22 protein-coding genes are annotated in these 22,887 nt (G+C 72.6%); 9 read left to right on the top strand and 13 right to left on the bottom strand.

The features are described 5' to 3' along the window. Positions 1-2 precede the first annotated feature (2 nt). The 6 genes from CP976_RS38995 to CP976_RS38970 all read right to left on the bottom strand — a co-directional run bounded on the left by CP976_RS38995 (position 3) and on the right by CP976_RS38970 (position 5,545). Entirely contained in the window at positions 3-1,253 is a 1,251-nt protein-coding gene (locus tag CP976_RS38995) for a cytochrome P450 (RefSeq protein WP_150484574.1), read from the bottom strand. Then, complete coding sequence (locus CP976_RS38990) at positions 1,250-1,855, bottom strand: GTP-binding protein (protein ID WP_150484573.1); 606 nt, start codon at positions 1,853-1,855, stop codon at positions 1,250-1,252. The genes CP976_RS38995 and CP976_RS38990 overlap by 4 nt, the downstream gene beginning before the upstream one ends. Then, positions 1,836-2,207: a DUF742 domain-containing protein gene (locus CP976_RS38985; RefSeq protein ID WP_010040608.1), complete on the bottom strand. Its 372-nt coding sequence runs from the start codon at positions 2,205-2,207 to the stop codon at positions 1,836-1,838. Before CP976_RS38985 ends, CP976_RS38990 begins: the two co-directional genes overlap by 20 nt. Next, positions 2,204-2,614 (bottom strand): roadblock/LC7 domain-containing protein, encoded by a 411-nt coding sequence (locus CP976_RS38980; RefSeq protein WP_003994857.1) that lies wholly within the window; start codon positions 2,612-2,614, stop codon positions 2,204-2,206. The genes CP976_RS38985 and CP976_RS38980 overlap by 4 nt, the downstream gene beginning before the upstream one ends. 5 nt (positions 2,615-2,619) lie before the next feature. After that, positions 2,620-4,350, bottom strand: coding sequence for a sensor histidine kinase (locus CP976_RS38975; RefSeq protein ID WP_150484572.1), 1,731 nt, complete (start codon positions 4,348-4,350; stop codon positions 2,620-2,622). A 250-nt stretch (positions 4,351-4,600) separates the two neighbouring features. Further along, entirely contained in the window at positions 4,601-5,545 is a 945-nt protein-coding gene (locus CP976_RS38970; RefSeq protein ID WP_150484571.1) for a GlxA family transcriptional regulator, read from the bottom strand. Positions 5,546-5,616: 71 nt separating this feature from the next. On the opposite strand from CP976_RS38970, the gene CP976_RS38965 reads away from it, so the two are divergent. Further along, the gene (locus tag CP976_RS38965; RefSeq protein ID WP_190147033.1) at positions 5,617-6,567 is read left to right on the top strand and encodes an NADP-dependent oxidoreductase; all 951 of its coding nucleotides are present in this window, start codon (positions 5,617-5,619) and stop codon (positions 6,565-6,567) included. 121 nt (positions 6,568-6,688) lie between these two features. On the opposite strand, the gene CP976_RS38960 is transcribed toward CP976_RS38965, so the two are convergent. Together CP976_RS38960 and CP976_RS38955 are read right to left on the bottom strand one after the other, a co-directional pair. Then, positions 6,689-7,795: an NAD(P)-dependent alcohol dehydrogenase gene (locus CP976_RS38960; RefSeq protein ID WP_150484569.1), complete on the bottom strand. Its 1,107-nt coding sequence runs from the start codon at positions 7,793-7,795 to the stop codon at positions 6,689-6,691. A gap of 24 nt (positions 7,796-7,819) precedes the next feature. Continuing rightward, positions 7,820-9,274: an aldehyde dehydrogenase family protein gene (locus CP976_RS38955; RefSeq protein ID WP_150484568.1), complete on the bottom strand. Its 1,455-nt coding sequence runs from the start codon at positions 9,272-9,274 to the stop codon at positions 7,820-7,822. A 103-nt stretch (positions 9,275-9,377) separates the two neighbouring features. Between CP976_RS38955 and CP976_RS38950 the strand changes: the two genes are divergently transcribed. From CP976_RS38950 to CP976_RS38935, 4 genes are all read left to right on the top strand, one after another. After that, positions 9,378-9,815 carry a MarR family winged helix-turn-helix transcriptional regulator gene (locus tag CP976_RS38950; protein ID WP_150484567.1) on the top strand — a complete coding sequence of 146 codons (438 nt, stop codon included), beginning with the start codon at positions 9,378-9,380 and terminating at the stop codon, positions 9,813-9,815. 207 nt (positions 9,816-10,022) lie between these two features. Then, on the top strand, positions 10,023-10,403 hold the full coding sequence (locus CP976_RS38945; RefSeq protein WP_150484566.1) for an anti-sigma factor antagonist: 381 nt from the start codon (positions 10,023-10,025) through the stop codon (positions 10,401-10,403). Positions 10,404-10,537: 134 nt separating this feature from the next. Then, positions 10,538-11,200, top strand: a complete 663-nt coding sequence (locus tag CP976_RS38940) for a DUF4230 domain-containing protein (protein WP_150484565.1) — start codon at positions 10,538-10,540, stop codon at positions 11,198-11,200. A gap of 113 nt (positions 11,201-11,313) precedes the next feature. After that, positions 11,314-11,856: a VanZ family protein gene (locus CP976_RS38935; RefSeq protein WP_150484564.1), complete on the top strand. Its 543-nt coding sequence runs from the start codon at positions 11,314-11,316 to the stop codon at positions 11,854-11,856. 24 nt (positions 11,857-11,880) lie between these two features. Here the strand turns inward: CP976_RS38935 and CP976_RS38930 are convergent, their stop codons facing one another. Both CP976_RS38930 and CP976_RS38925 read right to left on the bottom strand, forming a co-directional pair. Next, positions 11,881-12,117: a hypothetical protein gene (locus CP976_RS38930; RefSeq protein WP_086852042.1), complete on the bottom strand. Its 237-nt coding sequence runs from the start codon at positions 12,115-12,117 to the stop codon at positions 11,881-11,883. 66 nt (positions 12,118-12,183) lie between these two features. Continuing rightward, the gene (locus CP976_RS38925; RefSeq protein WP_150484563.1) at positions 12,184-12,993 is read right to left on the bottom strand and encodes an SDR family oxidoreductase; all 810 of its coding nucleotides are present in this window, start codon (positions 12,991-12,993) and stop codon (positions 12,184-12,186) included. 122 nt (positions 12,994-13,115) lie between these two features. Here CP976_RS38925 and CP976_RS38920 point away from each other — a divergent pair, with 122 nt between their 5' ends. The 4 genes from CP976_RS38920 to CP976_RS38905 all read left to right on the top strand — a co-directional run bounded on the left by CP976_RS38920 (position 13,116) and on the right by CP976_RS38905 (position 18,211). Then, a complete protein-coding gene (locus CP976_RS38920) occupies positions 13,116-14,156 on the top strand; it encodes a PHP domain-containing protein (RefSeq protein ID WP_150484562.1) in 1,041 nt (346 codons plus the stop codon). A 50-nt stretch (positions 14,157-14,206) separates the two neighbouring features. After that, positions 14,207-14,872, top strand: a complete 666-nt coding sequence (locus CP976_RS38915) for an HAD family hydrolase (RefSeq protein WP_086852036.1) — start codon at positions 14,207-14,209, stop codon at positions 14,870-14,872. A gap of 829 nt (positions 14,873-15,701) precedes the next feature. After that, the gene (locus CP976_RS38910; RefSeq protein ID WP_150485698.1) at positions 15,702-16,880 is read left to right on the top strand and encodes an FUSC family protein; all 1,179 of its coding nucleotides are present in this window, start codon (positions 15,702-15,704) and stop codon (positions 16,878-16,880) included. 302 nt (positions 16,881-17,182) lie between these two features. Next, positions 17,183-18,211, top strand: coding sequence for an SDR family oxidoreductase (locus CP976_RS38905; RefSeq protein ID WP_150484561.1), 1,029 nt, complete (start codon positions 17,183-17,185; stop codon positions 18,209-18,211). A 103-nt stretch (positions 18,212-18,314) separates the two neighbouring features. Here CP976_RS38905 and CP976_RS38900 read toward each other — a convergent pair whose 3' ends face one another. The 3 genes from CP976_RS38900 to CP976_RS38890 form a co-directional block, all read right to left on the bottom strand. Next, positions 18,315-18,587 carry a hypothetical protein gene (locus tag CP976_RS38900; RefSeq protein ID WP_150484560.1) on the bottom strand — a complete coding sequence of 91 codons (273 nt, stop codon included), beginning with the start codon at positions 18,585-18,587 and terminating at the stop codon, positions 18,315-18,317. A gap of 61 nt (positions 18,588-18,648) precedes the next feature. Beyond that, positions 18,649-19,620, bottom strand: a complete 972-nt coding sequence (locus tag CP976_RS38895) for a phosphotransferase family protein (protein WP_150484559.1) — start codon at positions 19,618-19,620, stop codon at positions 18,649-18,651. 29 nt (positions 19,621-19,649) lie between these two features. After that, the gene (locus tag CP976_RS38890) at positions 19,650-22,832 is read right to left on the bottom strand and encodes a bifunctional cytochrome P450/NADPH--P450 reductase (protein ID WP_150484558.1); all 3,183 of its coding nucleotides are present in this window, start codon (positions 22,830-22,832) and stop codon (positions 19,650-19,652) included. Between the last annotated feature and the right edge of the window lie 55 nt (positions 22,833-22,887).

Here is a 22,887-nt window from a genome sequence, read left to right as displayed (position 1 = left end):
CGTCAGACCGGGAACTCGACCGGCAGGCTGTCCAGCCGTGACTCCCACGTGGAGGCGGTCGAGGTGAGCTCCTCCGGGGGCACGGCCAGGGTCAGGCCCGGCAGGCGGTGCAGCAGCACGTCCACGGCGATCTCGATGATGGACTGGCCGATGCTCTGCCCGGGGCACTCGTGCGGACCGGAACTGAACGCCAGATGGGCCTGGTTGCCCTGGACCGAGACGCCGGTGTCCGGCCGGATCTCGGGGTCGACGTTGCCCGCCGCGAGGCCGAGGACCAGCAGGTCGCCCTCCTGGATCTGGTGGCCGCCGAGTTCCAGGTCGCCGGCGGCGAACCGGCCCGGCAGCACGGCCAGCGGGGGGCTGTTCCACATGACCTCCTCCACCACGGCCGAGATGTTCAGCTGCCCGCTGATCAGTCCGGAGAGCCGGGCGGTGTCGGTGAGGACGAGCTGGAGGACCCGGGCCAGCAGGTTGCTGGTCGTGGTGTGGGCGGCGATCAGCACCAGACGCAGATGGCTGACCACCTCCTCCTCGTCGAGGCCGGCCGCGTGCCCCAGCAGGGCGGTGGTGAAGTCGCCACCGGGTTCGGTCCGCTTGCGCTCGGCCAGTTCCCCGAGGATCAGCATGATGCGCTCGTTGTGCGCGAGGGCGTCCTCACCGCCCTTGAGGACCTGGGCGCAGGACTCGACCAGGTCCCGGCCCTCCACCTCGGGCAGCCCGAGGATGCGGGAGAGGACGAGCATCGGCAGGTACTCGGCGTAGTCCGGGACGAGGTCGGCGCGTCCGGTGTCCGCGAACGCGTTGATCTGCTTGTTCGCGAAGTGGGTCGCGTGGCGCCGGATGCCCCGGGTCGCGGCCGCCTGGAGTCCGTCGGTGACGGCGGACCGCAGCCTGCGGTGCGGCTCGCCGTCCTGGGACACGCAGTCGGGCCGCCAGCCGAGCATCGGGATCAGCGGCGAGGTCTCCTCCACGCGCCCCTGTGCCCAGTCCCGCCAGATGCGCGCGTCCCGGCTGAACTGGCGGGGGTTGTCGAGCACCCGCCGGTTGTCGCGGTAGCCGAGGACGAGCCAGGCCGGCACATCGCCTTCGAGCAGTACCGGTGCGACGGAGCCGTGTTCCTTGCGCAGCCGCTCGTAGATGCTCCCCGGGTCGGTCGCCGCCTCCGGCCCGTACAGCCGGGTCAGGTCGGTCCCGTGGTGGGCGACGGGGCAGCCTCGCACGGCCTGGAGGCCGTTTTCGGTCTGATCGTTCATCGGGGCTCCAGGGCCACGGCCGAGCGTTGTTTCAGGTGGTGGATCAGGGCGACGAGGACGTCACGGCTGGAGGCCCGGTCGCGGGCGTCGAAGGCCACGACCGGGGTGTGCTCGGGGATGTCCAGTGCGTCCCTGATCTCCTCGACCGGGTAGTTCCGGGAGTCGGGGAAGACGTTCAGCGCGACGACGAACGGGACGTCCTGCCGCTCCATCTCCTCGATCGCCCGGAAACTGGATTCCAGGCGGCGCGTGTCCACCAGGACGATCGCGCCGAGCGCGCCCTTGAACAGCCCGTTCCACAGGAACCAGAACCGCTCCTGGCCCGGCGTGCCGAACAGGTAGAGCACCAGGCTCTCGTTGATGCCGATCTTGCCGAAGTCCAGGCTGACGGTGGTCTGCGTCTTGTCGGCGACGCCGATGAGGTGGTCGACGTCGACGCTGGCCTGGGTGAGGGTCTCCTCGGTGGTGAGCGGCTTGATGTCGCTGACCGACCGGACCATGGTGGTCTTCCCGGTGCCGAACCCGCCGGCGATCATCACCTTCACCGAGCGGGTGTCCCCGGCCGCCCGCCCTCCGGGTTGGTCAAAGCCTTTCAAGTCCACTGAGTACCTCCTCAAGGAGCGCGAGGTCGGGCCCGCGGCCGGCGTCGTGTGCCGGGATGGGGTCGCGGGCTTCGACGCGACCTGCGTCCAGCAGGTCCGACAGCAGCACGGCGAGAATGTTGAAGGGCAGCCCGAGGTGGGCGCCGAGTTCGGCGACCGACAGCGGATCGCGGCAGCGGCGGAGGATCTCCTCGTGCTCGTGCTGCATACCCGGTAACGGGGCGGCTCGGGCGACGACGAGGGTCGCCACGTCGAGGCTCGACGCCGAACCGCCCGGTCCGCTGCGTCCTCCGGTGAGGACGTAGTAGCGCTCGAGACCGGACGGGTCGGACGGCCTGCGGGGAGCACTCATCCAGAGTGCTCCTCCAGGCGCGGAGTGGTGCCGAGAAGCTCACCCATCCTGCGGGCCAGGTCTCTCATCTGGTGCCCGAGCAGGCCCTGGTCGAGGCCCTCCCTGGCGAGGACCCCGAGGTACGTCTCCACACCGGCCCGGACGACGAAGAGGTGCCCGCCGTCGACCTCGATCATCGCGAGGCGCAGCTGCCCGGCGTACTTGGGGAACTGCTCGGCGACCGGCTGGGCCAGCGCCTGGAGGCCGGCCACCACGGCGGCGAAGCGGTCGACGTCGTCGGGGTCTTCGGCGCCGTAGGAGGTGATGGCCTTGCCGTCGCTGGAGGCCACCAGGGCGAAACGGATCTCCTGGATGCTCTCGACGAGATCGCGGAGCGCCCAGCTCACATCTGTTCCTTGCTGCGTCATGAGGACTAGTCGCTCTCTTGGGTGCGGTGCTCTGTGAACTCGCGTCCGGCGGGAGTGTCGCGGTCGTCGGCCGCCCGGGACGCCTCCGCGGCGTCGCGGCCGGCGGTGGCGAAGGCCGCGAGGCCGGAGAAGGAGGCGTCCGGCGGGACGGCGGAGACGGCCGTGCTCCGGTCGCTCCGCTCGGCCTGCCCGGGCCCGTCCGTCTCGTTCCGCTTGCTGCGGCGCCGGGGCAGCCCGCCGGGGGTGGTCTCCACGACCTCGGACTCCGCGGCCGGTGCCGGTGCGGTGACCGTCTCGTCGCGGACCGGGGCGGGCGCGGCGGGGCGGGCCTCCGGGGCGGGCGCGGCCTGGGTGGTCGCGGCCGCGGGCAGCGGGCTGAAGTACTTGTGCGGAACCACGACCACCACGGAGGTGCCGAGCCACGGCGAGTCCGCGAAGGTGACACGGATGCCGTAGCGGCGGGCGAGGGCTCCGACGACGCGCAGACCGATGCTCGCGTCCTCGGTGATACCGCCGAGGCCGGCGCCGGGCGCGGTGCCGGCGAGGGCGTGTTCGGCCTCGCGCTTCTTTTCCTCGCTCAGGCCCTTGCCGGAGTCCTGGATCTCGATGCCGACGCCGTTGGGGACCTCCTTGCCGGAGATGAGCACCGGCTCGGTGGGCGGCGAGTAGCGGGCCGCGTTGTCCAGGAGGTGGGCGAAGATCAGCGTGAGGTGGTCCACCAGGCCGCCGTCGACGCCGAGTTCGGGCAGGTGGCGCACCTGGACGCGGTGGAAGTCCTTGATCCGGCCGATGCCGCCGCGCACCACGCTCAGCAGCCGCTGCGGTTCCTGCCACTGGCGTCCCGGACGGTCCGAGCCGCCGAGCACACCGATGCTCGCGGCGAGCGAGTCGGCGGGGCCGAGTTCCTGGTCGAGCTCCATCAGGCCGCGGGCGACGGCCGGGAGCCTGCCGTGCTCGCCCTGCATCTCGTGCAGCCGGCCGCGGAGCTTGCTGGTCAGCACGTGGATGCGGTTGCCGATGCTGATCACGGCCTGCTCGGCGGAGGTGGAGCGGTCGAACTCCGCCTCCAGGCCGACCAGGGCGGTGCGCAGGAGCTTGCGCAGTTCCGCCTGGAGGTCGGCGCTGACCTTCGCGCACTGGTTGACGGTCGGCAGGACGTCGTCGATGGCCTCGCCGGAGCGCAGCTTCTCCATCGCGTCGGGCAGTTGCTCGTCGGCGAGCCGGGCGACCGCGGCGAGCTGGTGGGTGAGCTGCTCCTGCCAGACCTCGGCCTGGTCGGCGAGCTGGGCCTCGTAGGACCTGGCCTGCTCGGTCAGCCGTTCCTCGTACGCCCGGGACTGGTCGGCGAGCTGCGACTCGTACGTGGCGCTCTGGTCGGCGACGTGCCGTTCGTAGGCCGCGTTCTGCTCGGTGAGCTGCGACTCCAGGGTGGCGCGCTCGGCGGAGAACTTCCGTTCCAGGCCCGCGACGTGCTGCTGCCACTGCGCGTTGTGCTCGGCCTGCGTGGTGCGAAAGGAGCCCTCTGCCCGGTGCAGTTGGGCCCGGGTGCGCAGCAGCAGGCGCACGCACACGGCACCGGCCGCCGTCGCCGCGACACCGGCGACGGCCGTGGTTAGTCGCTCCGAGCTCATGAACGTGGCGGCAACCGTCCCGCCTCCCAAGCCCAGCGGCATCAACCACCAGCTGTACCAGGCGACAGGGGCCCGCGCCGCCGGTGGCGGAGTGGCGAGTTCCATCTGCATCCTTCGAAGCAACACGATCGAATGGGGGGTGTGCGGACCGCACTCATGAGTACGCACTGCGAGTCGACTGGACGCGATCGCGCCAACTCGCAGCGCCGATGGGAACCTTATCGGGTTTACACCCGAGAGGATCAACCTCGTCCCCCGGCGGACGTGAGGGTTCCGTCACGCTCCGACAGGAAGCAACAGGTCGACAAATGGCTTTGCTCGCTGCCCAGTTGAGCGGAGACCGGGCCCTGCCTGGTCAGCGCGTGGTCTGGAACGTGCGGCGGTAGGCCTGCGGGGTCACCCCGATCGCCGCGCTCAGATGCTGGCGCAGGGAGGCGCCGGTCGCGAAGCCGACCCGGCCCGCGATCTGGTCCACCGTGAGGTCGCTGGACTCCAGCAGATGCCGGGCGCGGGCCACCCGCTGCTGGATGAGCCAGCGGCCGGGACTGAGGCCCACCTCGTCGTGGAAGCGGCGGGCGAAGGTGCGCAGGCTCATCCGGGCGTGGCCGGCGAGGTCGGCCAGGGTGAGCGGTTCGCCGAGGCGTTCCAGGGCCCAGGAGCGGGTGGCCGCGGTGCTCGCGGCGCCCTGTTCGGGGACGGGCTGTTCGATGTACTGGGCCTGGCCGCCGTCCCGGAACGGCGGGACCACGCAGCGGCGGGCGACGGTGTTGGCCAGCCGGCTGCCGTGGTCCTTGCGGACCAGGTGCAGGCAGATGTCCACGCCGGAGGCGGCTCCCGCGGAGGTGAGGAAGGGGTGGTCGTCGACGAACAGCACGTCCGGGTCGAGGTCGACATGCGGGAACATGCGCCGGAACCGGTCGGCGACCTGCCAGTGGGTGGTCGCCCTGCGCCCGTCGAGGAGCCCGGCGGCGGCGAGGACGAAGGCGCCGGTGCAGATGGAGACGATGCGCGTCCCGGGGCGTATGAGGGCGAGCGCGGCCAGGACATCGCCGGGCACCTCGTCGGTCAGGTGGGCGGGGGCGATGGGCGCGATAACCACGGTGTCGGCGGTGGCCAGGGCCTCGGGGCTGTGCTCCACGGTGATGCCGAAGTCCGCGTTCGTACGCACCGGACCGCCGTCGACCGAGCAGGTCAGCACCTCGTACCGGCCGTCGGCCGCGCCCAGGATCCGGCTGGGGATGCCCAGCTCGAACGGGTACACGCCGTCCAGGGCCAGGACCACCACTCGCTCACGTCGCATGGCACGATCCTATCGAAGGTTGACCATTCTGCCATTGGCGGGCCGGGCGCGGGCGGGCACGCTGGATGACCATGAGCACACAGAACACGATGCGAGCCATCAGCCAGGACGTCCTCGGCGGTCCCGAGGTCCTGAAGGAAGTGGAAGTCGAGCGCCCGGCGCCCAGGCCGAACGAGGTGCTGGTCCGGGTGCGGGCCGCCGGGGTCAACCCGACCGACTGGAAGCACCGCGCCACGGGCGGCTTCCTGGGCGAGCCGCCCTTCGTCCTCGGCTGGGACGTCTCCGGGGTGGTGGAGGCGGTCGGCATCGGCGTCGCGGCGTTCGCACCCGGGGACGAGGTCTTCGGCATGCTGCCCTATCCGTACGGGCACGGCTCGCACGCCGAGTACGTCATCGCCCCGGTGCGGGCCCTGGCACGCAAGCCGGCCGGGATCGACCACGTCCAGGCGGGCGCGCTGCCGTTGGTGTCGCTGACCGCGTGGCAGGCGCTCGTCGAGCACGCGGACCTGAAGTCCGGGCAGCGGGTGCTGATCCACGCCGCGGCGGGCGGGGTCGGGCATGTGGCGGTGCAGATCGCGAAGGCGCGCGGCGCCCATGTGATCGGCACCGCGAGCGCGGGCAAGCACGAGTTCCTGCGGGAGATCGGCGTGGACGAGGCGGTGGACTACCGGGAGACCGACTTCACCGAGGCCGTGAAGGACGTCGACGTCGTCCTGGACACGATCGGCGGCGACAACGCGCTGCGTTCACTGCGCGTGCTGCGCCCGGGCGGGGTCGTGGTGTCGATCCTGCCGGGTGGTTCGGACGACTTCTACAAGGAGGCCGAGCGGCTCGGTGCACGAGCGGTCCGGATGCTGGTCGACGCCGACCGCACCGGCATGGAGACGATCGCGGAACTGGCCGAGACCGGCAGGCTCCGCGCCACGATCGCCGGCACCTTCCCGCTGGCCGCCGCCGCGGAGGCCCACGCCTCGGGCGACACGGGCCGGACGACGGGGAAGCTGGTCCTGGTGAACGACTGACCCGGACGGCAGTGCCCCGAAGGGGCGCGGGGAACTGCGCGACAGGCCACGGCTCAGCCGCACACGCCGATCCACCGCGCCCCCGAGCTCTGATGCGAACCGGCTATGACGGCCCGCCGCGTCAGAACGTCAGCACCGGCTTGATCGTCTTGCCCGACCTCATGTCCTGGACCGCCCGGTCGATGTCCCCGAAGGGATACGTACCGATCAGCCGGTGCAGCGGCAGCCGGCCGTCCTTCACCAGACGGACCAGCGCGGGGATCATGGTCTGGGTCTCGCTGTCGCCGAGGGTGAGACCCACGATCCGCTTGCCGCCGAGCAGCCCGTTGACGTCCAGGGCGACCTCGGTGCCGAACGGCGGGGCGCCGACCACGACCAGCGTGCCGCGGGCGGCGAGCGCGTCGACGCCCTGGCGCAGGACGCCGACGTTGCCCGTGGTCTCCACGACACCGTCCGCGCCCTGGCCGCCGGTGATCTCGGCGAGGGCCGAGGCGAGGTCCGTCCCGCTCGTGTCGACGGTGTGCGTGGCGCCCAGCTCCGTCGCCAGGGAGAGGCGCTCGGCGACCCGGTCGACGGCGACGATCCGCGTGGCCGGGGTGAGGGTAGCCGCCATCACGGCCGACAGACCGACCGCCCCGGCGCCCAGGACGACGACCGTGCTGCCCGTGTCCGGCTTCAGGACGTTCCAGACGGCACCCACACCGGTCTGCACCCCACAGCCCAGCGGGGCGATGGACTCCAGCGGCACGTCCGGGTCGACCTTGACGAGGCTGCGCTCGTCGGCCAGCGCCCGCTCCGCGAAGGAGGACTGGCCGAAGAAGTGCCCGCCCAGGGTCTGACCCCCGCGGCTGATGGTGTTCGTGCCGTCGGCCCGGCTGCCGCCGAGCAGGTTCAGCGGCAGCCAGGTCGCGCAGTACGCGGGGTGCCCGCCGCGGCAGTTGCGGCAGTCGCCGCAGGAGGTGAAGGAGAGCAGGACGTGGTCGCCGGGCGTGACGCCGGTGACGGCGGAGCCGACGGCCTCGACGACGCCCGCGCCCTCGTGGCCGAGGACCCCGGGCAGCGGGAAGGGCAGTCCGCCGCTCGCCACACCGAGGTCGGTGTGGCACAGGCCGGTGGCGACCATGCGGACCAGCGCCTCGTGCGGGCCGGGTTCGTCGAGGACGACGTCGGAGAGGGTGAAGGGCGCGCCGCCGGACTCGACGACCGCGGCACGGGTGGTGGTGGGCATCGCAAGAGCTCCTTGACGACTGTCTCAGTCGAGCGAGACGACGACGGACTTGACCTTGGTGTAACCGGCGAGGGCTTCGGGCCCGTACTCGCGGCCGTAGCCGGAGTCCTTCACGCCGCCGAAGGGCACCGCGGGGTCGAGCATCGCCCAGTCGTTGACCCAGACGATGCCGGCCTGGAGCCGGTCGGCGACCCGGTGCGCGCGGGCGAGGTTGGTGGTCTGGACGCCCGAGGCCAGGCCGTAGGGGGTGGAGTTGGCGAGGGCGACGGCCTCGTCCTCGTCGTCGAAGGGCTGCACGGTGAGGACCGGCCCGAAGATCTCCTCCTGGATCACGCGGGAGTCGTTCGACAGGTCGGCGATGACGGTGGGCCGGTAGTAGTAGCCGCCGTCCAGGTCGAGCCGTTCGCCGCCGCAGACGATCCGGGCGCCCTCCTTGCGGGCCAGGGCGACGTACTCCTCGACCTTCTTCAGGTGCTTCTCGGCCGCCATCGGGCCGATGACCGTGGCCGGGTCGCGCGGGTCGCCGACCGGCACACCGGGTACGGCCTCGGCGAGGATGCCGAGCAGCGTGGGGTACACCGAGCGGGCGACCAGCAGGCGCGGGCCGCCCATGCAGAACTGGCCGGTGTTGAAGACGAAGCCCTTGATGACCGCGCCGACCGCCTTCTCCAGGTCGGCGTCCTCGAAGACGAGGTGGGCCGCGTTCCCGCCGAGCTCCATGGTGACGGGCTTGAGCGCCTCGCCGGCGACGCTCGCCACGTGCCGGCCGATCGCGGTGGAGCCGGTGAAGGCGATCTTGTCGACACCGCGGTGGCGCAGCAGCGCCTCGCCGGCCACCGGCCCGCTGCCGGTCACGACGTTGACCACGCCGTCGGGTACCCCCGCCTCCTGGAAGAGCCGGGCCATGTAGAGGGCGCTCAGCGGGGTCTCGTCGGCGGGCTTGTGGACGACGGTGTTGCCGGCCGCCAGCGCGGGGCCGATCTTGCTGCCGGCGAGGATCAGCGGGAAGTTGAACGGGGTGATCGCGGCGACCACACCGAGGGGCTCGCGCTTGGTGTAGGCGAGGGCGTTCATGGGGGTGTCGCGCAGGGCGCCGTCCTGGCTCTGCGCGAGGTTCGCGAAGTACTCGTAGTCGTTGGCCGCGTTCGTCACGTCGACCGCGCCGCACAGTGTGATCGGCTTGCCGACGTCGAGGCTCTCCAGCGCGGCGATCTCGTCGGCGTTCTCGCGGATCAGCTGGGCGACGCGGTGCAGCACCCGGCCCCGCTCGCGGCCGCTCAGACCGGACCAGGCGCCCTCGTCGTAGGCCTCGCGCGCGGCCCGGACGGCCGCGTCGACGTCGGCCGGGCCCGCCTCCGCGACGGTGGTGACGACCGTGCCCCGGGACGGGTCGACCACCTCGGTGCGCGCCCCGTCGGCGGCCTCGCGCCACTGTCCCCCGACGAACAGCCGGCCGGGTTCCCTCTCGAAGGTGGTCATCGCCACTCCTCAGCGTCGTCGCCAAGTTTTCAATAAACAGGATTCCTGTTGGTTCGCAGTCTCATTACAGACAGGTTTCCTGTCAATGGTCTAGCCTGCATCCATGCTCGACGCACAGGTGACCAAGGCACCCCCTTCCCTGCTCTACATGGTCAAGCAGGTGGAGCTCGTCGTGCGCTCCCATCTGGACGAGCTGGTCAGACCCTCCGGTATAACCGCTCTCCAGTACACCGCGCTGACCGTGCTCGAGCGACACGACGGACTGTCGGCGGCCCAGCTGGCGCGCGACTCCTTCGTCACCGCGCAGTCCATCGCCGACCTCGTCCGCTCCCTGGAGGGCCGCGGGCTGGTGCGCCGGGAGCGCAATCCCCGCAACCGCCGCGAGCGGCTGATCCTGCTCACCGACGCCGGCCGGGAGCTGCTCGCACGGCATGCCGGGCCCGTCCGGGAGCTGGAGGAGCGGATGGTGCGCGACCTCACGGCACACCAGACCGAGCAGTTTCGCCAGGCTCTCGCCAAGGCCTGGCACGCCCTGTCGTAGGCCGGGACGCACGCCGGGGAACACGCCGGCACTCACGCCCGCGTACGCCCCCCGCGCGAACCTCGGCCAACTCGGCCGCAATTCAGAGACATATGTCAATCGAACATGCTCAAATTCACCCGTTGGAGGGTAACTTGCAGGGCGGGGAACGGTTCTGAGGACCGCGGCCCCTCCCCACGCACGGAGCAGGCTGGAGGCGATCTCGTCGTGCGGCAGGAACCTGCACCGCTCACCCGGCATCTGCGCGTGCGACAGGAACGGGGGCACACGGTGCTGGAGCTCCGCGGCGAGATCGACCTCGCCGCGGCCACGGAGATCGCCCCGCACCTGGACCGGGAGACGAGCCGCCGCGCCGCCCGGGTCGTGATCGACCTCAGCCGGATCGAGTTCTTCGACTGCTCCGGCCTGCGGCTGCTGTACCGGGCCAGGAGCCGGGTGCTCGACCGGGACGGGCAACTGCTCCTCGTCTGCGCCCACCCGCTGACGCTGCGCGTCCTGCGGATCACCGGCCTGTCCCGGCTGCTGCCCCCGCAGCCGACGCTCGACGCGGCCCTGGAGCAGCCGGAGGCGGCGTCCGGCTCGGTGTGAGCCGGGCGGCGTCCGGCCCGGTGTGATGCCCGAGTGCGCCCTGCCGTGCTTCCGCTGACATCCTCCCCTCCTCAACCCACCGGTCTGGCAAGGCTCGTGGCGGGCATCCGGACAGTAGGAAGGAGGGCCGTCGCATGACGACTCCCGTCAAGCGTCTCCCCAGGCGCGTGCCCGGCTGGGCGAAGGTGGTGGGCGCGCTGGTGCTGCTGCTCGTCGTGTTCTTCGCCGGGATCCGGCTGAGCGTGATCCCGGGCCTGAAGGACCTGTTCGGCACCGACACCCACGACCGGTCCGGCCCCGCGCTGCTGAAGTCCGTCCAGGACCTCAGCCGTTACGACGCCGCCTCCGGCAACTTCCAGGTCGTCGTGGACCTGGAGAAGGACGCCAAGTTCCTCCCCGACGCGATCCGCGGCACCCGCACCCTGTACGTCGGTGCGGGCACCGTCGACGCCTACGTCGACCTGGGCAAGGTCGGCGACGACGACGTGCAGGTCAACGGCGACCGCACGTCCGCCACGCTCCGGCTGCCCCACGCGCGGCTGGGCCGGCCGGCCCTCGACCCCGACCGTTCCTACGCCGTCTCCAAGCAGCGCGGTCTCTTCGACCGCCTCGGCGACCTCTTCTCGGACAATCCCAACGGCGAACAGGCCGTGCAGAAACTCGCGGTACGGCACATCGGCGACGCGGCGAAGGAGAGCGAGCTGACCGCCCGCGCCGAGACCAACACCAGGAGCATGCTCGAAGGCCTGCTGCGTTCCCTGGGGTTCAAGGAGGTACGCGTTACGTACGGGAACTGAGGGCGCGGTGAAGCATGGGGAAACCGTGGCCGGGAACGGTCCGTGGCGGCATCGTCGGCACGGCTGCGGGTAACCGCCTTATCACTCAGGGAAGTTGAAGACTGGAGGACACAATGGCCGGTGCAGCCTCACGTCTCCGTACGGCCGGCCCCGGCCGTGAGCGACGCCCGCTGCCGCTGCCCGTCCGACTGCTGGCGATGCTGTGCGCCTTCGCGTTCATGGTGGCCTTCGCCGTGGTGCTGGCCCGGCTGACCCTCCAGCCCTCGCCCGCGTCGGAGGCGCTGACCCACACCAATCTGCATCCGGGCCGCTCGCTGAGGGCCTATCTCGACCAGCCGGAACTGCGGGACGCCGTCCGGCAGGTCGGCGGCAACATCCTGCTGGGCGTCCCCTTCGGTGTCCTCGTGCCCGTCGTCGCCCCGCGCACCCGCGGCATCCTGCGCCTGCTGCTGCTGACCGCCGTGGTGATGCTGCTGGTGGAGTTCGCCCAGGGCGCGCTGGTCACCGGCCGTGCCTTCGACATCGACGACGTCATCCTGAACACGACGGGCGCGCTGATCGGTTACCTGCTCCTGGGCCGCCGGATGAGCCGCGCGGTCCACGCGCGCGGGCCCCGCGGCGGCCGGGCGGGGAAGAAGCCGGCCCAGCGCACCTAGCAGGGCCTGGTGCACGGTCAGGGCCTAATGCACGGTCCAGGTGAACTTGTCGCCGCCGACCCAGCGGACCACGTCCGGATCGTCCAGGTCGTGGACCGTGATGCCGAACGCGGCGGCGGCAGCCAGTACGTCGGTGACGGTCTTGGCCTCCCCGACCACCTGGCCGTCGATCTCCACGATCCGGAACGGCGGTGTAGTCGGCTGCACCCCGAGCACCACGATCCGCGGGTGGGATATGTACGGGCTCGCGCTTTCGGTCATGCATCGAGCGTAGAGCGCATCCGGCGGTAGTGCGGAGTCGAGCACCGGCGGGATCAACCGGTCCGCTCAGGGGCGGCGCCAGTCGTCGCTCGTCAGGTGCGAACCGGCCTGCGGGCCCATGCGGAGCATGCCGCCGTCGACGCTCCAGGAGGCGCCGGTGACGTAGGAGGCGTCCGGACCGGCGAGGAAGGCGATGACGGCGGCGACCTCGCGGGCGTCGCCGGGCCGTCCCAGCGGCACACCGGGGCGGCTCTCGGTGTGCGGGTCGGTGTCCTCCTGCCCGGTCATGGGCGTGGAGATCTCGCCGGGTGCGACGGCGTTGACGGTGATGCGGTACTCCGCGAGTTCGAGTGCCATGACCTGGGTGAGCAGGCCCAGACCGCCCTTGGCGGCGCAGTACGGGGCGGCACCCACGCGCGGCTGGTGCTCGTGGACGGACGTCACGTTGACGATCCGCCCGCCGTCGCCCTGCCGGATCATGTGCCGGGCCGCCTTCTGCCCGCACAGGAACGGCCCGACGAGATCGACGTCGAGAACCTCGCGCACGTCGGACAGTTCCAGGTCGAGGAAGGGTGTCATGGTGCCGGTGCCCGCGTTGTTCACCAGCACGTCGATACGGCCGAGGCGCTCGCACAGCTCGTCGAGGGTGTCGGCCGCCTCGGGCAGCCGGGTGAGGTCCATCCGGGCGACCTCGGCCCGTCGCCCGTGCGCCCGGACCTCCTCGGCCGTCTCCTCCGCTCCCTTGTGGTCACTGTGCCAGGTGATGCCGACGTCCATGCCCGCCTCGGCCAGCCGTACGGCGGTGGCCCTGCCGATGCCGGAGTCGGCGCCGGTGATCACGGCGACCTCGCTGCGGGGCGCGGTGGGGGCGGACATGGCAGGCCTCCTCGTCGAGCGTGCGGGACGAGGCATCGCAGTACCCGGGTGCGTACCGGGCAAACCGCGCGCCCGTCGTGCGGCCCGCCGGGTGCTGGGGAACCCTTGTGGTGGAGGTGGCGATGGATCCCGTCGAGGCACTGGACCGGATCGCCTTTCTGCTGGAGCGGTCCCTGGCGCCGACGTACCGCGTACGGGCCTTCCGTACGGCGTCCCGGGTGCTGAAGGAGCTGGGCGAGGACGAGGTGCGCCGGCGGGCGGACGCCGGGTCGCTGGAGTCGCTCAAGGGGGTCGGTCCGAAGACCGCGCAGGTGGTGCGGGAGGCACTGGCCGGTGAGGTGCCCGGCTATCTGCGGAAACTGGAGGGCGAGGCGAAGGAGCCGCCGGCCGTCCGGGGTGGCGAGAAGCTGCGGGCGCTGCTGCGCGGCGACTGCCATCTGCACTCCGACTGGTCGGACGGCGGCAGCCCGATCGAGGAGATGGGCCGGGCCGCGGCGGCGCTGGGGCACGAGTGGGCGGCGCTGACCGACCACTCGCCGCGCCTGACGGTGGCGCGCGGGCTGTCGGCCGAGCGGCTGCGGGAGCAACTGGACGTGGTGGCGGAGCTGAACGAGACCTGGGCGCCGTTCCGGCTGCTGACCGGCATCGAGTGCGACATCCTCGAGGACGGCTCGCTCGACCAGGAGCCGGAGCTGCTGGACCGGCTGGACGTCGTGGTGGTGTCGGTGCACTCCAAGCTGCGCATGGACGCCCGATCGATGACCCGGCGGATGGTGGCCGCGGTGCGTGATCCGCACTCGGACGTGCTCGGGCACTGCACGGGGCGGCTGCTGACCGGACGGGGGCGGCCGGAGTCGGAGTTCGACGCGGACGAGGTGTTCGCGGCGCTCGCGGAGACGGGCACGGCGCTGGAGATCAACAGCCGGCCGGAGCGGCTCGACCCGCCGCGGCGGCTGCTGCGCCGGGCCGTGGACGCGGGTGTGCTGTTCTCCGTCGACACCGACGCGCACGCGCCGGGGCAGCTGGACTGGCAGATCAACGGGTGCGCGCGGGCACAGGAGTGCGGGGTGCCGCCGGAGCGGGTGGTGACGACGTGGTCCCTGGACGAGCTGCTGGCCTGGACCCGTGAGCGGCGGGTGCCGTCCGGCGTGACGGGCGGCTGAGGTGGTACCCGGGTGGCCTGGGAGCAGCCGTGGAGGAAGGGATCGCACGCATGGCGAAGGCGGAACGGGCGGCCGTGTTCGACGTCGACGGCACGCTGGTCGACACCAACCACCTGCACGTCGTGACGTGGTGGGAGGCCTTCCGCCAGGCGGGCCACGACGTGCCGATGCACGCCGTCCACCGGGCCGTGGGCCTGGCCTCCACCGACCTCGTCGCGCACCTGCTCGGCGAGGACCGGGACACCGACCAGGACGCGGCGATCAGCGCCGCGCACAAGGCGCTGTACGGGCAGTACTTCGACCGGCTGCCCGCGCTGCCGGAGGCGGGACCGCTGCTGCGGCGGCTGCACGGGGACGGCTGGGCCGTGGTGCTGGCCACCTCGGCGGGCGGCGCGGAGCTCAGCGCGCTGCGCCGGGCGATCGACGCGGACGACGCCATCACCGCCACGGCCAGCGCCGACGACGTGGACGCGGGCAAGCCCGCGCCCGAGCCCGTCGAGCACGCACTGGACCTGGCCGGGGTGCCGGCGGAGCGGGCGGTCTTCGTCGGGGACACCGTGTGGGACATGCGCGCGGGCAGCCGGGCCGGGGTGCGCTGTGTGGGCGTCCTGTGCGGCGGCATCCCGCGCACCGACCTGGAGAAGTCCGGCGCGGACGCGATCTACGCCGACCCCGCGCACCTGCTGTCGTCCCTGCGGGACAGTCCGCTCGCATGAGCCGACGTGAAACAGCCGGTCACGCGGATACTCGCAGCGCATGACGCGTGTGACGAGTGTGGTTCGACGGGCGGCTCGCACCTTCGGCCGCCGGAAGAACGGAGCCGCGGCGGCGAACGACACCCGCCCGACCGGGCAGCCGGCCCGGGAGACACGACCCGACGAGACGACCGACAGCCGGACGGCCCGGGGGACGGCCCGCGACGAGACGACCGGCAGCCGGACCACCCGGGGAACAGCCCCCGAGGAGACGAGCGACAACCGGACAACCCGGGGTACGGCCCCCGACGAGGCACCGGACGACCCCACGGCCCGAAAGACGCTCCCCGACACGACGACCGACAACCGAACGACACGGGAGACACCCCCCAACGAGGCACCGGACGACCGCGCGGCCCCAGAGACGCTCCCCGACACGACGACCGACAACCGAACGACCCGGGGAACAGCCCCCGACGAGGCACCCGACGACCCCACGGCCCGAGAGACGGGTCATGGCAGGGAGACGGACAGCCGGGCAGCCCGGGAGACGGGACCCCACAGGGCGACCGACGCCCCGTCGGCGCGGGGGACGCAGGCCCGCGAGGCTACCGGCAGCCGGACAGCCCCGCAGACGCAGTCCCACGAGGCGGCCCGCAGCCGAACAGCCCCTGAGACGGCCCGCGACCACGCAACGGACAACGCCCAGCCCCGGAAAACCCAGCCCCGCAAGCCAACCGACCGCCAGACCGCCCAGGAGACGCGGCCCGGCTCGGCGGCCGGTGGCGCGTCGGGCCGGGGCGGCAAGGTCATGGACAGCCGGGCGGCCGCCGATGCGCTGCGGGAGCGTATGGGGGATCTCGGGCAGGGAGTCCGTGCCACGCGGCCGCTGGACGCCGTGCGGCGGGAGGCGCGCAGGGCCGTGGAGGCCGTCCGGGCCGCCTGGCGTGGGCCCGGACGGGAGCGGGACCTGGTCGTCCAGTCGTTGAAGGCCGCCGCGGCGGCGGTGATCGCCTGGCTGGTGGGCGGCGTCTGGATGGGAGATCCGCTGGCGCTGATGGCGCCGTGGGTGGCGCTGGTGCTGGTGCAGGCCACCGTCTACAGCTCGCTGGTGCAGGGGGCGCGGCAGTTCGGGGCGATCTGCGTCGGCAGCGTGCTGGCCTCGGCGACGCTGGCCCTCACCGGCGACACGACGGGCGCGCTCGCCCTGTCCGTCCCGGTGCTGATGCTGCTCTCGAACTGGCCCCGCTTCGGCGACCAGGGCATCTACGCGGCGACCACGGCCCTGTTCACCCTCACGTCGGGCGCGGTCGGCATGTCCGGCGTCGGGCACCGCATCGGGCAGGCGGCGCTCGGTGCCGTCATCGGCGTCGCCGTCAACGCGCTCGTCCTCCCGCCGATCCATCTGCGGGACGTGCGGGAGAACCTGGCGACCCTCGCCCGGGAATCGGGCGACGTCCTGCGCTCCGTCTCCGATGACCTGCGCCACGGTGACTGGGACGCGCAGACCGCCGCCGGCTGGCTCAATGCCTCGGCCCAGCTGGAACGCCGTCTGGACGCGCTGCGCTCGGCGCGTCGCTGGAGCCAGGAGAGCCTGCGCCTGACCTACGGCCCGCTGCGCGCCCTGCACCGCGTTCCGCACATGCCTCTGCCGCCGCCGGACGTGGACGAACGCCTCGGCCGTGTCACCGGGCACGTCACCGCCCTGACCCGGGCGCTGGCGGTGGCCGTGGACGACAGCCGATCGCCCGCGCCGCCCGAGGGCCGGACCCTGCGCTCGTACGCGGAGCTGCTGGAGCTGCTCGGGGACGTTTGCGACGCGGAGGCCGACCGGCTGCTCGACGGCAGCGTGGACCCCCGCCGGGGCGACGAGAGGGAGGAGAGGATGCGGGAGCTGCACCGGTACTTGCAGGAAAGGCTGCGGGAGCACGCCGGCATGGGGGCCGAGCACACGGCGGTGCTCGGCACACTGCTGCTCCAGGCCGAGAACCTGTGGGCGGAGGTCCTTCCGGGCCACGAGAGCCAGTGACACACATCACCGCGAGAGAGGCTCGAGCCCGGAACACCCAGAAGTGGTTCCCCGTTGAACAACACGTGGGTGCGGATGGGACAGTGTCCCCGGGCCTCACCATTCGCCCACAGGGACGATCGTTCGGCTGAAGCCCTGTGGAGCCTTTCGCCGAGAGGCGACCGCCATCCGTGCCCACCTCTTGAGCCGCCCCGGCCGTGATTCCCCCGTCCGGCCGGGGCTTTCCTCTGCCCACGTGCAATCGGCGCGACCCGGGTACTCGGTCATCCTCCGAGCACGGTCGCGGCCGAGAGGAGCAGATGGTGAGCAGCGGAACAGGCATGAGGATCGTCGTCACGGGCGCCACCGGCAACGTGGGCACCAGCGTGGTGCGCCTTCTCTCGGAGGATCTGGAGGTCGCCTCCGTGCTGGGCCTGGCCCGGCGGATCCCCGACTGGTCGCCGCCGAAGACGGACTGGTCGGCGGTCGACCTGGCCTCCGAGCAGTCCGATCTGACCGAGCAGTTCGAGGGCGCCGACGCGGTGGTTCATCTGGCCTGGGCGTTCCAGCCGACGCACGACCCGGCGGCGACCTGGCGCACCAACGTGCTCGGCAGCATGCGGGTGTTCGATGCCGTGGCCGCCGCGGGCGTGCCGGCGCTGGTGCACGCCTCGTCCGTCGGCGCGTACTCGCCGGGCCCGAAGGACCGGGCGGTGGACGAGTCGTGGCCGACGCACGGCTGGCCGGACGCCGCGTACTGCCGGGAGAAGGCCTATCTGGAGCGCGCGCTGGACACGTTCGAGCGCGACCACCCCGAGACGCGGGTGGTGCGGATGCGGCCCGCCTTCCTCTTCAAGTGGGAGTCCGCGAGCGAGCAGCGCCGGATCTTCGGCGGGCGATTCCTGCCCGGCCCGCTGGCCCGCCCGGAGCTGCTGCCCTTCCTGCCCGACATCCCGGGGCTGCGGGTGCAGGCGCTGCACACGGACGACGCGGCGAACGCGTACCGGCTGGCCGTGCGCTCCGACGCCCGGGGCGCCTTCAACCTGGCGGCCGAGCAGCCGGTCGACGCGCAGGTGCTGGGCGAGATGCTCGGTGCGCGCCCGGTACGGCTGCCGCGCACCGCGGCCCGTTCCGCGATCGCCGCCGCCTGGGGCCTGCACCTGCTGCCCGCCTCCCCGCACCTGTTCGACGCGGTGCTGCGGCTGCCCCTGATGGACTGCACGCGTGCGCGTGCGGAACTCGGCTGGCGGCCGGAGCGTACGGCGACGGAAGTGCTGGAGGAGTTCCTCCAGGGCCTTCAGCAGGGCGGGGGCGCACGGACGGAACCGATGCGGGGACGCAAGGTGGGCTGACGGCTGACCACACGGACCCTGCCCGGACGGCCGATGGCCGCAGCCGACCCCCACAGTCGGCTGCGGCCATCGACGCCCATGGCGCCGGAGCGCCCGATGGCGCTCAGGCGGAGGACTCGTCCGGGTCCGGATGCTCGGGGTGGACGGTTCCGGAGCTCGGTACGCCCTGCCGCCCCGTCCCCGCTTCGTCCGTGTCGGGGACGTCTCCGGCGGGCTCGTCGGCCTCGTCCCCGTCGTCCTTCCCGTCCTTGCCGGTGCCCGTGAAGCGCGGGGCGACCTCCCACGGGTCCTCGCCGGCGTCGGCCTGCTGGTCCGGCATGTCCCGCGGCACGGGCTCACCGTTCTCGCCGGGTCCTTCGAGGCGGTGGTCGGTCACGGCGTGCTCCCTTCACTGGTCCGGGCGCCACGCGAGTACCTCCGGTGTGACCTGGGAAACCTCAGCGCGACACCGACAACGCCTCGATCTCGTCCAGGGCCGCGACGAGCTCCGGAGCGACCCTGTCCCGCACCCAGCGCTCCTGTTCCTCTCCGACCTCGCGCGGAATCGTCTCGGTGAGCATGATCAGGTACAGGTAGGCGCGGTACAGGGCCAGCCGGAGGCGGGCCGGGACGTCGAAGCCGGCCTGGCCGCCGGCCTCCCGGTAGCCCGCCAGGAACGCCTCGTCCTGCTCGATGTCGCCCAGCAGCGCCAGGGAGACGAAGTCGGCCAGGGGGTCGCCCCAGAACATGCGCTCCCCGTCGATGAGCCCGCCGATGCGGGCGTCACCGGCCGAACGGTCGACCATGATGTTGCCCCGCCACAGGTCGAAGTGCACGAGGCACGGGACGGTGACCTCGTCGAGGGCGCCGTACGCGGACCGGGCGGTACGGGCCACCGTGTCGACGGGGCGGGGCAGCCACGCCCGGTAGCGCCGGGCGTCGTCGAGGACGGCGTCGAACATCGTCGTGAACGCGGTCCGCCAGTCGGGGGCGAGCGGGCCGAGGGCGCCGGAGGGATAGCCGAAGCCGGGGCCCGTCACGCGGTGCAGCCGGGCCGTCTGGCGGCCCAGCTCCGAGCGCAGTGCGGTCTGTTCCGTGCCGGTGAGAGAGCCGTCCCACGGTGTCCCAGGGCAGGCCGTCATCAGCAGGAAGTCGTCGCCCATGGTCACCAGCCGCGGTGCGGGGACTTCGGCATGGGCGGCCGAGCGGTAGAACTCGGCCTCCGAGACGAGGAGCCGGCGCTCGTGACGGAGGCCGGGGGTGGCCGCCGCGGGCGGGATCTTCAGCACGTAGCGGGTGCCGTCGGTGAGGCGGAGTTCCTCGACGGTGTTGTAGGTGCCGCCGGTCAGCGGGGCGAGGTGGGCGAGGTGGCCGGGATCCAGGCCCGCCGCCTCCAGGACGTGCCGGGCCCGTTCCCAGGAGTCCACCACCGTGCGCCCACCCTCCCCTTCGCCTTCGGTCAGCCGGCCGCGTACACGTCCTCGACGTAACGCCCGTCCGCGACCAGCCCGTCGAGCCACTGCTCGGCGGCCGTCTCGTCGGCGCCCGGCGTGTGCTTCCGGTACAGGGTACGGAACGCCTCCCGCACACCGGGGGCCATCCGGGAACCGTCACCGCAGACGTACACCCGCGCTCCGGCGGCCAGCAGGGCCCAGACCTCCTCGGCCTCGGCGGCGATGCGGTGCTGCACGAACCGCACCTCGCCCTCGGGGGTCTCACTGAAGGCGGGGCGCAGGGAGACGGCCCCGGCGGTCTCGGCGGCCCGCAGTTCACCGGCGTGCAGGAAGTCGGCGTCGGGCGCGTCGCAGCCGAAGTAGCAGACAGCCGGGGGGAGTTCGGCGCCTGCCGCGAGGGCGGCCGTACGGTCGGCGATGGCGCCGCGGAACGGGGCGAGGCCGGTGCCCGCCGCGATCATGACGACCGGCGCCGATCCGCCGGTGGCGTCGATGCGGAAGGCCTCCCGGCACGGCTGCACGCGCGCGTACACCGTGTCGCCGGGCTCGGCGCCGGCCAGGTGGCCGGATCCGGTGCCCCGGTAGACGCCGCGGCCCGAGCGAGCCGGTGCCTCCAGCAGCGACACCATCAGGTCCACGTGAGCGGGGTCCACGGCGGGTGAGGAGGAGATGGAGTAGTGGCGGGGGCGCAGCGGGGTGAGGAGGTCGAGGAGCCGCGGCCAGTCCAGGGCGCCGCGCAGGGCAGGGTGGTCTTCGATGATCTCCACGAGGGTGCGCGGGTCGTCGGTGAGGGCGGCCAGGGCCGTGCGCTCGGGCGGGCACGGGTTGGCGGCGGCGAGCGCGGCCAGTTGCCCGGCGCTCGGGCGCTCCTGCAACTCCACGTGATGCGTGAGGAGCTGTCGTACCGTCACGGGACGGTCGACGGCGATTCCGTCGCGGCGCGGGCGGGTGGCGCGGATGTCCAGGACGGTGTCGAGGTCGACGCCGAGCGCGGTGGCGGCGCGGGTGACGACGTCCGGGTGGTTGGCGGGCAGCACGGTGAGGTGGTCGGCCGTGCGGTAGGTGACGCCGTCCGGGAGCGCGACGCGGAGGAACCGCTTGCGGCGCGCGTAGCCGGGCGCGGTGAGGTCGTACGCCTCGGCGACCCGCATGGGGAGGAGCTCGTGCCGTTCGGCCAGGGCGTCCAGCGGGCCGCCGGTCAGGGTGCGGACCTCGTAGGCCGCGGTGGGCTCGGGGTCCGGGGTCGTGGCGTCCGGGTCGCCGTACCGCTCCAGCAGGGCGACGCGGAGGGCCGTCGTGAACTCCCGGACCGTGCCGGTGAGGTCGCCGGAGGCGTCGGCGGCGGCGCGGTCGAGCAGCCGGGTGGCGCCGGACTCCGCGAGCCGCTCGTCGATCCGGGTGGGGACGTGCTGGTAGGTGGCGGTCCAGTTGCGGTCGCCGACGCCTAGGACGGCGTAGGTCACGCCGGACAGGTCGTGGGTGTCCTCCAGCCAGGCGGCGAAGGCGGTGGCGTCGTCGGTGGGGCGGCCGTTGTAGGAGGCGGCCGTGATGACGACGGGCCGGTCGGTGGGCAGGCCGTCGGCGTAGGCGTCCAGGGGCGCCACCCGCGTCTCGCAGCCGACGGCGGCGGCCTCGTCGGCGAGCCGGCCGGCGAAGTCGCGGCAGGTGCCGTAGTTGCTGCCGTGCAGGAAGAGGGCGGCGGTGCCGGGGCGGACGCGGGCGGGGAGGCCCTGTGGTTCATCGGACCGGGCGTCCCGGACCGGGGCGGCGCCCGGCAGCGGGGTGTGGACACGGTCGGCGGGCGTGCGCGGGGTGAGCGTGAGGATGAAGCCCTCGGGCTTGAGGGTGAGGGTCTCCTTGACGTGGAGCCGGTAGCCGGCGTGGTCGCTCAGCCGGTAGCGGTGGACGAGCATGGCCAGCAGCATGGTCGCCTCGTGCAGGGCGAACTGCCGTCCGATGCAGGCGCGCTCGCCGGTGCCGAACGGCTTGAAGGCGTGCACCGGTCGCTCCGCCTCCGCCTCGGCGGTGAAGCGGGAGGGGTCGAACAGCTCGGGGTTGTCCCCCCACACGGGCTGGCGGTGCAGCATCGGCGTGAGCACCAGGGCGGACTGCCCGGCGCGCAGCCGGATGCGGCCGCCGAGCAGCGTGTCCTCGCGGGCCTCCCGGGCGAAGACGGCGGCCGTGGGCCACAGCCGGAGCGCCTCGTTGAGGACCTGGCGCGTGTAGGTCAGCCGGCCGATCTCGTCGTACGTCGGCTCGACGTCCGCCGCGTCGCCCCACAGCTCGTCGACCTCGCGCTGCACCAGCTGGAGCGCGGTGGGGTGCTTGGCGAGGTAGTACAGGGCGAAGGACATGGCGCCGGAGGTGGTCTCGTGGCCGGCGATCAGGAAGGTGATGACCTGGTTGCGGATGTTGGCGGTGTCGAGCGTGCTGCCGTCGGCGGGGTGCTCGGCGGTGAGCATGAGGCCGAGGAGGTCGTCGGCCTGGCTCTGGTCGGTGCCGGTGCGGGCGGCGATGACGTCGTCGACGACCTGGGCGAGAAAGGCGGAGTCGGCGCGGAAGGCCGCGTCCGCCGCCGAGTAGTCCCGGCCCGGGACGCGTGCGAGGCGGGTCATGCTCCACTCCAGGCAACGGACCATCGCCTCGACGAAGGGGTGCGGCTCGGCCCGTTCGAAGGAGCCGAAGTCGTAGCCGAAGCCGGCCAGTCCGATGGTGTCGAGCGTCATGCGGGTCATGTCGCCGGGCACGTCGACGGGCTGCCCGGCGCGGGCGTCGCGGTCCCAGGAGGCGATGAGCCGGCGGGCCACCTTCAGCATCACGGGGTGGTAGGTCCGCATCGAGCCGAGCGCGAAGGCGGGCATGAGGATGTCGTGCGCCTTGGCCCAGTTGGGCTCGTCGTTGTACGCGGTGAACAGGCCGTCGGCGGCGAACTCGCGGACGTTCTCCAGACCGGGCCCGATGTGCTTGGCGAACCGCTGCTCGTCCGAAAGCTCGGCCACGAGGTCCAGGTCGCCCACGAACAGGGTGTCGCGTCCGTACAGCCGCCGTACGAACACGGGCCCGTGCTCGCGCATCAGGTCCATGGCCTGCTGGACGGGCGCGTCGCCGGGTCCGGTGCCGGAGATGTCGGCGACGGGGACACCGGGGAGGACGTCTGCGGGCCGGGGGGTCTGTGCGGTGGGGCGCATGACGCGACAACTGCCTTTCGCGGTACGGAAGTACTGCGATCCAGCGTGATTGACG

This window comes from Streptomyces coeruleorubidus (assembly GCF_008705135.1).
Lineage (GTDB): Bacteria > Actinomycetota > Actinomycetes > Streptomycetales > Streptomycetaceae > Streptomyces > Streptomyces coeruleofuscus.
This window is presented reverse-complemented; position numbering and strand designations above follow the sequence as displayed.